Source organism: Amycolatopsis sp. SID8362 (genome assembly GCF_010550475.1).
Lineage (GTDB): Bacteria > Actinomycetota > Actinomycetes > Mycobacteriales > Pseudonocardiaceae > Amycolatopsis > Amycolatopsis eburnea.
The window spans coordinates 25,840-33,985 of sequence record NZ_JAAGNB010000733.1; the positions used below are offsets into that span (position 1 = coordinate 25,840).

Annotated in this window: 9 protein-coding genes and 3 tRNA genes; 3 read left to right on the forward strand and 9 right to left on the reverse strand. The window is 68.5% G+C overall.

The features are described from left to right. Positions 1-85: 85 nt before the first annotated feature. The 3 genes from G3I65_RS22300 to G3I65_RS22310 form a co-directional block, all read right to left on the reverse strand. Entirely contained in the window at positions 86-1,474 is a 1,389-nt protein-coding gene (locus G3I65_RS22300) for a hypothetical protein (RefSeq protein WP_160697821.1), read from the reverse strand. Positions 1,475-1,763: 289 nt separating this feature from the next. Then, positions 1,764-2,336, reverse strand: coding sequence for a class I SAM-dependent methyltransferase (locus G3I65_RS22305; protein WP_160697822.1), 573 nt, complete (start codon positions 2,334-2,336; stop codon positions 1,764-1,766). Next, the gene (locus G3I65_RS22310; protein ID WP_309235620.1) at positions 2,337-2,687 is read right to left on the reverse strand and encodes a hypothetical protein; all 351 of its coding nucleotides are present in this window, start codon (positions 2,685-2,687) and stop codon (positions 2,337-2,339) included. It lies immediately after the preceding gene. Positions 2,688-2,781: 94 nt separating this feature from the next. Between G3I65_RS22310 and G3I65_RS22315 the strand changes: the two genes are divergently transcribed. Further along, a complete protein-coding gene (locus tag G3I65_RS22315) occupies positions 2,782-3,165 on the forward strand; it encodes a hypothetical protein (protein WP_203612464.1) in 384 nt (127 codons plus the stop codon). Between the two features lie 49 nt (positions 3,166-3,214). Here the strand turns inward: G3I65_RS22315 and G3I65_RS22320 are convergent. The 5 genes from G3I65_RS22320 to G3I65_RS22340 all read right to left on the reverse strand — a co-directional run bounded on the left by G3I65_RS22320 (position 3,215) and on the right by G3I65_RS22340 (position 4,765). Next, positions 3,215-3,288, reverse strand: a tRNA-Phe gene (locus tag G3I65_RS22320). Between the two features lie 31 nt (positions 3,289-3,319). Beyond that, a tRNA-Asp gene (locus G3I65_RS22325) sits at positions 3,320-3,393 on the reverse strand. Between the two features lie 21 nt (positions 3,394-3,414). Further along, a tRNA-Glu gene (locus tag G3I65_RS22330) sits at positions 3,415-3,487 on the reverse strand. A 99-nt stretch (positions 3,488-3,586) separates the two neighbouring features. Beyond that, positions 3,587-4,360, reverse strand: a complete 774-nt coding sequence (locus G3I65_RS22335) for a hypothetical protein (protein ID WP_160697824.1) — start codon at positions 4,358-4,360, stop codon at positions 3,587-3,589. Positions 4,361-4,510: 150 nt separating this feature from the next. Beyond that, on the reverse strand, positions 4,511-4,765 hold the full coding sequence (locus tag G3I65_RS22340; protein ID WP_086860904.1) for a hypothetical protein: 255 nt from the start codon (positions 4,763-4,765) through the stop codon (positions 4,511-4,513). Positions 4,766-5,428: 663 nt separating this feature from the next. Here G3I65_RS22340 and G3I65_RS22345 point away from each other — a divergent pair. Then, on the forward strand, positions 5,429-5,863 hold the full coding sequence (locus G3I65_RS22345) for a hypothetical protein (RefSeq protein ID WP_169734784.1): 435 nt from the start codon (positions 5,429-5,431) through the stop codon (positions 5,861-5,863). A 90-nt stretch (positions 5,864-5,953) separates the two neighbouring features. Here G3I65_RS22345 and G3I65_RS22350 read toward each other — a convergent pair whose 3' ends face one another. Further along, the gene (locus G3I65_RS22350; protein WP_003097368.1) at positions 5,954-6,157 is read right to left on the reverse strand and encodes a cold-shock protein; all 204 of its coding nucleotides are present in this window, start codon (positions 6,155-6,157) and stop codon (positions 5,954-5,956) included. A 457-nt stretch (positions 6,158-6,614) separates the two neighbouring features. On the opposite strand from G3I65_RS22350, the gene G3I65_RS22355 reads away from it, so the two are divergent. Next, positions 6,615-7,826 carry an Ig-like domain-containing protein gene (locus G3I65_RS22355; protein WP_160697825.1) on the forward strand — a complete coding sequence of 404 codons (1,212 nt, stop codon included), beginning with the start codon at positions 6,615-6,617 and terminating at the stop codon, positions 7,824-7,826. The last annotated feature ends 320 nt before the right edge of the window (positions 7,827-8,146 follow it).

Genomic DNA, 8,146 nt, shown 5'->3' on the forward strand with positions numbered 1-8,146 from the left:
GGCTGCCTTCGCCGGTGGGTCGGTGCTGTCCCCTGGGTCCGGACATGGGATTTGACGGTTCACTCGTTCGGCCTAACAGGCGGTTTTACGCGAGGCCAAACGCGGCCAGCACCTTCCGCACCGCCTCGACGACCGGAGCACCCACCTCGCCCGCGAAGGTCGCCACGCCGAGGATCTTCTTGGCCGCGCGCTTGAGGAGCCCCGGCTCGCTCTTGCCGTCGACGATCACCGCGTGCGCTTCGTCGACCTCCGCGGCTTCTTCGGCGTCGAGCCGGGGCTTCATCAGCTCGATCGCGTCGGCGAGTTCGCGGAGTGCGTCGTCCTTGCCGCCGACCGTCCAGGTGTTGCCTTCGACCTTGTTGTCCCGGCCGATCACGCTGTTCGACACCGGAGCACTGATCTCGTACTTGTCGTTGCTGCTCATGTCGACGAACCTCTTGTCTACGTAGGTGATCCTGATGTGGTTGCTCGTCGTGCTTTCCGGCAGCCGCGCGGTGCGCTCGATCAGCAGGTCCAGGCTTTTGAGGATGCCTTTGCTCTGCCCCAGCAGTTCCGACCGCAGGCCGCGGAGGACGGCCGGTGAGACCAATTCTTCGCAGTTGCCGGCGAAGGCCAGTGCGGAAGACTGGTCGAACCCGCCCCGCCGCTTCGGAACCAGGATTTTCAGCTGCGCCGCGAGGAAGCTCTTCAGCTTTTCTTCCGAAAAGACTTCCGGGGTGCTGTTCCAGGCCCGGATGACCCCGCGCAGCGATTCCCGCTCGGCGTGCAACCGCCAGAGGTTCCCCCGGATCTGGCGGGCGCGCGCCCGGTCGGCCGCGGCTCCGGTGACCACCGACCAGACGGGGACGAGCTTCGCACCGAACTCCACCTGGTACCCGTTGACGGAAGTGCTGTCGACGCGCCAGCTCCGCAGGTCCCGGTCCGGCAGCGCCGAAGGTTCCGCCAGCACCGCGGGGTGGCCGCCGGCCACCAGTTCGCCCGGCGCCCGGAAGGACTTCGCCGTCGACACCTCGAGGAACCGCCGGGCCAGGGCTTTCCCGCTGTCACCCAGCGGCCGACCGGCTCCCGTGGGAGCCGTGCGCACCTTCACCGACAGGCAATCCCGCGCGATGTCCCGCAGGGATTCCCCGGTCAGCCGGGCGCGGCGGCGCTCGTCGACTTCGAACCCGAAGTCGAGCCGGGCCGAGACGCCGGACGAGTAGAGCCGGCGGAACACGGGGATGATCCGGGTGCCGTCCCGCAGCGACGGCGGCTCCGCGCCGACGAACCGGACGAAGTTCTTCGCGTCGCAGAAGGCCCTTTCCCCGGACCAGTCGGAAATGCCCCCGCGCCGCCGATCCCGGATCGGGCCGGCGTCGCGCACGAATTCGTCGTCGCTCACCGGATCCGGCCAATGCGGCGAAGCCAGCCGCCCGGTCGGAAATGACGCCAGCAACCGGAGATCGACCAGCGGCAGTTGCACGACGACGAGCATGAATTCGTTTCCCCCCGACGGCCCGAGCTTAGGGCAGAACGATCCCCTCGTCGAACGTACTGGGGATCGCCGCCCGAGAGCAGGCCGGGAGGGCCAGGCCCGGGTTTCCCGGGGCTCCGCCCTGCCAACGCCCACACCGGCACCTACCGGCAACGGGTCGCGGCCGACTCCCGCACTTCACCCCGCGTGAGGGCAGCCCCTCACGCGGCGGGAGGGCTCCTCGAGCAGCTCGCGGCCACCCGGGGACGCTCGTTGCGCGCAACGAGGCTTCCAGCCTAGCGCTCAGGCCTCAGCTGACGAGCAGGTAGCGCTCGTCCTCGATCGGCCCGCCCCACAGCGCGGGATCGTCGAGCCGGATCACCGTCGTGGTTTCCCGGTGCGCGAGGACCAGCCGTTCGCATTCGACGGCCGTGATCCCGGCCCCGGTGGACCACCGGCCTTCGACGAGCACCAGCCGTCCGCCGGGTTTGAGCAGCCGCACCCAGGCTCCGACCGCGGCGGCCGGGTCGGGCATGGCCCAGAGCACGTGCCGCACGAGGACGACGTCGAAACCACCGGGCGCACAGGGCGGATCGGCGGCGTCCCCGGCGCGGAAGTCCACGCGCACGCCGGCGGTTTCGGCTTTCTCGTTGGCCTTTTCCAGCATCCTCGGCGCGCGATCGACCCCGACCACGGCGTGGCCTGCCTGCGCCAGCAGGACCGCGAGACTGCCGGTCCCACACCCGAGATCGACGACGTCCGCGGGAGCTTGGGGAAGCCGTGGGAGGAGAAGCTCCGCCCACGCGGCCCGCACCGCGGGATCCCGCAGCCCGTGATCGGGCTGCTCGTCGAAGGAGTCGGCCTCGGCGTCCCAGATGTCCATTCAGCGGAACTCGTGCACGACTTCGATCGGGCCGGCCAGGTGCGCGTTGAAGTCGTCGAGCTCCTCGGCCGGCACCCACAACTCCAAGATGGTCCTGCCGCCGGCTTGCTGGACCGGATACCGCTCGAGGAACGCCGAATCGACCCGGAAGCGGGTGACGTAGCCGACGCCGTGGTGCGGGACGTTCCAGTCCCGGGCGATCTTGATCGCGTATTCCTCGTTGAGCACGGGGTAGAAGATCGGCTGCTCGGGAAGGCGAGGCGGCCACGCCTTCCAGCCGGACTGCCGGACGAGTTCGATCTCCTCCGGACCGGTCGGCCGCCACAGCACAGTGGTCGCTTGCTCCTGCACTATCGTGCCCCCTTCGTGCTCGGCCGAGTTCTGCCGGAGCTTACGGAGCGGTCCGATCTCCCGGCCAGCCGATTTCTTCGCTATGAATGCCCGCATGGCCTACGTCAGGTTCCAGAGCGCCGAGCCCGATACCGAAGGGCGCCACCCCGGGTTCTTCGGCTTGATCAACAACCTGAGCAGGGCCGGCCGGCTCACCGCCGAGCAGGAAGAGTTCCGCCGGACCAACCACGCCTGGTACGAGTCCCGCTACACCAACCCCGCGACTATCGACCCGGCCGTCTACGACCACGCGATCAACCCGGGCGCGACCGCCTGGTTCAAGCAGTCCGCCGAAGAACTCATCGCCCGGGCCGCGGGCTACCTCGAAATCCTCGAAGCCCACGGCATCGGCTGCGCCAAGCTGGTGGCGCGCGACACGCCGGGACGGATCATCTACGAAGACGCTGACCAGATCGTCGTGGTCCCGCACCGGAGCTGAGCCCGCGCACGAAAAAACCGCCCTGGTGAACCAAGGCGGTCTTCGTGGGTGGCCAGGGCCGGGGTCGAACCGGCGACCTTCCGCTTTTCAGGCGGACGCTCGTACCAACTGAGCTACCTGGCCGGGAACGCCGGCAAGGAGCCGAACGATCTTGCGACCCTGACGGGACTCGAACCCGCGACCTTCGCCGTGACAGGGCGACGCGCTAACCAACTGCGCCACAGGGCCTTGCGTTACTACTGTACTGCGTACTCCCAACGGGATTCGAACCCGCGTTGCCGCCTTGAAAGGGCGGAGTCCTAGGCCGCTGAACGATGGGAGCCCGGCCGGTTTCGGGTGACCGACCGACCGCGCTCTCAGGTTCCCCTGGGAGCGATTACAAGCATAGGGCACGCCGCCACCGCTTTACACCGGGGGTTCCTTAAGCCTCCACCGAAGCCGGGACCTGCGCAAACGCCGCGAGTTCCGCCAATCGGCGCTCGAGCTCGGCCGACTCCCCTTCGGACAGCGCGGACGCCAGGAGTTCGTCGATCCGCTCGTCGGTGATCGACTCGGCCTTGCGCCAGCGCTCGCGAAGGTCCGGCTTGCGCTCCGCCGCGGCGACGAGCGCGTCGGCCGCGTCCTCCGGCCACGCCGTTCGGAGGAGTCGCGCGCGGCCGCCCTCGGGGTCGGCGACGACCGCCTCGGGCACCGTGACGCCGAGGGCCCGCAGCGCGGCGAAGTGCAAGCCGCCGCGCAGCTCGCGGAAGACCATCAGCGCGAAGCCGAGGCGCTCGACGTCGCCCTCGGGGCGCTCGGCGTTCTTCCAGCCGGCGAAGAGCGCCAGCCCGCTGGCGTCCGCGGCGTCCACCACGCGGAACAGCAGCTCGGCCAGGCGGCCGGGTTCCGATGCGGCCGAAAGGTTGACGCGGGACCACCGGGCCGATGACTCCGAGTAGGCGCGCACGGCGGCGGATGCGTCGATGGCCGCCGTCGCCGCCGGCAGGACGAAGTCGAACAGCCAGTGCGGGAAGATGCCGAACAGCTCCGCGGCGACCTTCGGCGGCACGTCCCCGAGCACCGCCGACCGCCCCCTCAGGTACAGCGACCGCGGTGGCAGCCCGGCCTCCGCCTCGACCGCCGCCAGCTCGGGCGACGTCATGAACTTGCCGCCCAGCACCTGCACCACCGACCGGATCCGGTTCGCCGTCGTCATGTCCGTTCCCCTTTCGACCCAACTAACGTAACACTGTTACGAAACCCGCGTCAAAGAACCGGGGAAGACCTGCCAATTAGTCCCCAGAAAGACGTTCAACCTGCGAGAACATCACGGGAAGGGTCCGGTACCGACACCGGACCCACCGGCTCACCGCTGAACCGGCGCCTGCCCGTCGTCATCCAGGTTCAGCCCCAGCATCTCCAGCAGCTGAACACAGTCCTCGACCCCCAACGCCCCGGCCGCGACCGCCAACCGGGCCCGCCGGACCTGATCATCCGACACCCGCTGCGCGTCACCGGCCCCACTGCGCTGCGCCGGCAACGCCCCGGCGAACGGAGCACTCCCCCCATCGGCACCTTCGTACCGAAGGAGGAACTGCCGCACTTCAACAGACCCGCTCATAGTTCCTCCACACGGCTCACAACAGCTTGGCCGCGAGGCTAACCAGCACCGGCCGCCACACACAGCCCCCCGGAGAGTGAACCTGAGGCCACGCTCCGCTCAACGCAGCGCAATCGCCGAAGCCGGAGAAGAGCACCACCCGAACGAACGTCACCCACCGCGAAGTGACACCACACGCGGAAATTTCCCGCTCTCCACTCGCCCTGCCCAGCAACTCGTGCAACAATCGAAGTGCTGACACACCCCCGGTCAGCGCCTGTGGAGATCCCCTCCGACCCCCGCGTTCCTCCCCCTGGCGCGGGGGTCCTCCATTTCCACGACCTGCTTCGGCTTCGCCTTCGCGACGGCCCGTTCATTCCGGCGTATTGCCCGGGGGCCGAGCCCCCGGAGCCCCCACGGTGCCTTCGGTTCGGCTTGGCAGGGTGGTTTCGCTTCGGGCGCCGAGCGCCCTGGCTTCGTTTGAACGGGGTTCCGTAAGCAGTTGGCCGCCGGTTGCGCTGTTCTTGATCGATTCGCTCGGCTAGCTGGGGGTTGCCCTCTGTTTTGGGGTGGCGTGTTTGGTTGGGCTGAATGGGGGGTGGTTGCTCTGAATGGGGATATTCGGGGGCGTGTCGTGGCTCACAGTGGTTTGTGTGGCGAGACCTAACCGTTATCGTGGCTGGCGTGCCTCTTCCCTCCCTTGGCCGCTTGAGCAGCCGGACGAACCTCAAAGCCGCGTCCTCCGGACGCCATCGTGGTGCCGCGAAGCCTGCGGACGACGGTGTCGTCGAGGACAAGGAACTCACCTCCTACCTCGCCGCGCTGGCGCCCGATGCCGACAACGAGAGCACCGGGACCGGCAAGCGCTTCGGCGAGGCGCAGGTCATCCAGCTCCGGATGAGCCTCATCGCCAACCAGCAGCTGAAGGACATCGCCGCCGAGCGGGACATCTCGCCCCAGGCGCTCGCCCAGGAATGGATCCTGGAACGGCTGAACTGGGAAGGCCAGGCCTCCTCGCTGCAGGACCAGCGCCAGCAGACCGGTGACCTCACCGACCTCACCGACGAGTTCCACTTCCCCGCCGACGCCTTCGAAGCGCCGGCGCTCGGACGGCGCTGAACCACCCAAGACCCCAACGAAAAAGGGCCCCCGGCGACGAATCGCCGGGGGCCCTTCGCTCAGGCCTTTAGCAACGCAGAGGGCCTGTTGTCAGATCGCGCGGACCTTCTGGGCCTGCGGGCCCTTCTGCCCCTGGCCGACCTCGAACTCCACCCGCTGGTTCTCCTCGAGGGTGCGGAAGCCGCGGCCCTCGATCTCCGAGTAGTGCACGAACACGTCGCCTTCGCCGCCGTCCTGCGCGATGAAGCCGAAGCCCTTCTCCGCGTTGAACCACTTCACAGTGCCTTGCGCCACCGCTGTACTCCTCGTTACACAGATCCGCTTCGAATGCCACCGAAGCGGCACCCCGACCGTCCCGGGCGGTTCCAACGAGTCGAGTCAAGAGCGTGTCGGCTCCATGGCTCGCGTCAGAAGTTCCGCGAGTGTGAAGCCACTAACACGCAAAACGACGGCCTGAGAGCAGACTACCGGGATCTGGCCAAAGTTGAACCCCGTGATCGAGGCGAAAACCGGCTCTGCGCACCAAGGTCACCGGAACGTCGTAGGGCTCCCGCCCGGTTCTGTCGGACCCACGGGCTAGTCTGGCGCAGCACAGCGACACCGTGATCACCGGATACGGCTCGGAGTCGCCCGTGCCCCCTCCGTGAAAGCCTTCCGCGATCATTGTGACCTTCGTCACGCGACTCTTGCTCAACGTCGATGGTCCACGAGGCGTCTCGAAGGGGGGAGGCACCAAATGGGGCAAAGGGGAATGGGTGTGACGGTGAGGACTTCCACGCGGCGCCGGGGCGCGGCAGTGGCACTGGGCTTGGTCGGGGTGCTCACGCTGGGGGCGTGCAGCAGCGAGCCGACGGTTTCGGCGAGCGGCTCTTCGGGCGGGGGCCCGACGAGTTCTCCCGCGCCCAGCGCGCAGCCCGCGAAGCTGACGGTGACGCCGGCCGGTGGCGCGCAGGACGTGGCGCCCGGCGAACCGGTGGGGGTCCAGGTCGCCGACGGCACCATCCTGTCGGTCACGCTGACGAACCCGGACGGCAAGCAGGTCCAGGGCCAGTCGTCGGCGGACAAGAAGAGCTGGAACACCACCGAGCAGCTCGGCTACGGCAAGACCTACACGTGGTCCGGCCAGGCGCAGGGCGCCGACGGCAAGAACGTCGCCATCGGGGGCGCGTTCACCACCGTCAAGCCGAAGCGCCAGATGTCGGCGAGCCTGAACGTCGGTGACGGCCAGACGTACGGCATCGCGATGCCGATCGCGCTGACCTTCCCGAGCCGCGTCACGGACAAGGCTTCCGTCGAGAAGGCGCTGTCGGTCGAGACGACGCCGAAGACCGAAGGCTCGTGGGCCTGGCTGAACGGCGACACCTCGGTGCACTGGCGGCCGAAGGAGTACTTCAAGCCCGGCACGCAGGTCAAGGTCAACGCCAAGATCTACGGCGTCAAGATCGGCGAAGGCACGTACGGCAAGCAGGACGTCTCGGCGACGTTCGCGATCGGCCGCTCGCAGATCGTCAAGGGCAACACCACGCAGCACACCATGCAGGTCATCCGCGACGGCCAGCAGATCGCCGACTACCCGGTGAGCTACGGCCTCGACTCCGACCCGGGCCGCGTGACGCACAGCGGCGTGCACGTCGTGATGGGCAAGCAGGCCACGTACGCGATGAGCAACCCGAAGTACCACTACGAGAACGTCGTGGTGCCGTGGGCGGTCCGGATCTCCAACAACGGCGAGTTCATCCACGGGCTGGCGGCGTCGGTGTGGGCGCAGGGCAAGAAGAACATCTCGCACGGCTGCCTGAACCTCTCGCCGGCGCGCGCGAAGGAGTACTACGACGGCGTCCTGACCGGTGACCCGGTCGAGATCACCGGCAGCACCCAGACGCTGACCGCCAAGGACGGCGACTACAGCGACTGGACCTACGACTGGGCGAGCTGGCAGAAGCTGTCGGCCCTCGCCGGCTGAAGCCACTGAGGAGGACCGGGCGGCCGGGAAGTCCATCGCGGGCTTCCCGGCCGTTCGTGTTTTCCCCGGAATCCGATGCAACCCCGGCGAAGCCCCACCGCATGACTACGGGCAGAGGCGCGACGATCCCGGTCGCGCCCGCGAGAAGAGGAGCTGTCTTGCGCATCCGCATCGCCCTGACCCTCGGCGCGCTCGTGCTCGCCGGTGGCGCCCTGTCCGGTGGCATCGCGCTGGCCGGCCAGGCGCAGCCGGCACCGCCGACCAGCGTCCGGCCCACCCAGGCGCCGTCCGAGGTCCCGACAGCCACCCGCGCGCCGCAG

Coding starts and splice junctions, on each gene's coding strand:
- G3I65_RS22300 (WP_160697821.1), bottom strand. CDS start 1,474: ATGCTCGTCGTCGTGCAACTGCCGCTGGTCGATCTCCGGTTGCTGGCG.
- G3I65_RS22305 (WP_160697822.1), bottom strand. CDS start 2,336: ATGGACATCTGGGACGCCGAGGCCGACTCCTTCGACGAGCAGCCCGAT.
- G3I65_RS22315 (WP_203612464.1), top strand. CDS start 2,782: ATGGCCTACGTCAGGTTCCAGAGCGCCGAGCCCGATACCGAAGGGCGC.
- G3I65_RS22335 (WP_160697824.1), bottom strand. CDS start 4,360: ATGACGACGGCGAACCGGATCCGGTCGGTGGTGCAGGTGCTGGGCGGC.
- G3I65_RS22340 (WP_086860904.1), bottom strand. CDS start 4,765: ATGAGCGGGTCTGTTGAAGTGCGGCAGTTCCTCCTTCGGTACGAAGGT.
- G3I65_RS22355 (WP_160697825.1), top strand. CDS start 6,615: ATGGGTGTGACGGTGAGGACTTCCACGCGGCGCCGGGGCGCGGCAGTG.